The sequence below is a fragment of the Bacillus sp. JJ1503 genome (assembly GCF_036965125.1).
GTDB lineage: Bacteria > Bacillota > Bacilli > Bacillales > Cytobacillaceae > Cytobacillus.
Map to the genome: position 1 here is coordinate 1 of NZ_JBALOZ010000301.1, position 1,188 is coordinate 1,188.

At 41.6% G+C, this 1,188-nt stretch carries 1 protein-coding gene; it reads right to left on the reverse strand.

The window, feature by feature from the left end; genetic code table 11:
• A partial coding sequence (locus V7149_RS20760) for an alpha/beta hydrolase family protein (protein WP_335347496.1) occupies positions 1-1,188 on the reverse strand: 1,188 nt, incomplete at both ends.

The window sequence follows — 1,188 nt, forward strand, 5'->3', positions numbered from 1 at the left end:
TCGTCTTGACGGTAGACGCGGTATTGCTCGCCTGGCTTAAGGATCCTTTCAAAGACAAGCTTATCGCCTTCGCGCTTCCAGAGGTTAATTGGTTTTGTAATAGTGACTTTCCCAATTTGTCCTTTTTTCATTAATAAGCTGTCCCAATACACCATTTTCGCAGGACTGCTTGGCTCCTGTGGCTTACTTATCACTTCTTTAATTTCACCTGTTTTCACCCATTGGGCAATATCCGAAATGAATTCCTGTGGAACATTACCTTGTGTCATGTATTCTGTCATTCCGTCTATTTGGCCCTTAAAGTTAACAAGCATGTGGAACATATCAGGATAGAGTTTGTAATCTACGTTGTCACGGTCTTTTAGCGCTTTTTTCCAAGCATCTAATTCTGAAGAAGGTACTTGAATATCCTTTCCTCCTTGAAGAAGTAAGGTAGGAACTGATTGTTTTTTCGCAAGCTCGGCTGGAACGAAATCACGAAGATCAAACCACCAGTAAGATGGCGTAAACTGGAAATTAGCCGGTAAATTGTCAGCTGAATATTGGGGGTCATCCAATAAAGAAAATTGTTCCTTGAAGAAAGCCACGCTGGCTTCAGCAGCTTTTACCTGCTCAGCAGGTACGTTCATATCCTTTGCCCTCTGTAATTGCTGCTCAACCTGCCAGATCATGAGTTCATGGAATTTCCCAGAAGGGCCGGCTGCTCCAATAACCCCTTTAATATCTTTGTTCTTGTCATTATCGATAATCATTGGAAGGGCAAAAGCTCCCTGGCTGTGGCCAAATACAAAGATATTTTCAGCATCAATTTCTGGCATAGCCTTTAATTTTTCTACAGCTAAATTAGCATCAAGTACTGTTTCATCCTTGATAGTAAACTTCGGTGTTAAATAGCTTTTAATCGCATGGGAGTATGTTCTTTTGTCATAACGCAGGACAGCTACACCTTCATTCACGAGTCCTACAGCCATATCACGAAATGGCTTTAATGAAGCAAACGTTTCATCCATATCATGTGCCCCAGAACCATGAACAAGGACGACAACAGGAAATGGACCTTCTCCTTTTGGCACTGTCAAAACTCCCGGAATGGTGAATTCTCCATCTCCAAAAACTACCTGCTTTTCAGTATAATTTTCTGGATGATTGTAGGAAGGATTAAGATATTGCCCTGGTACAGCGTATGTA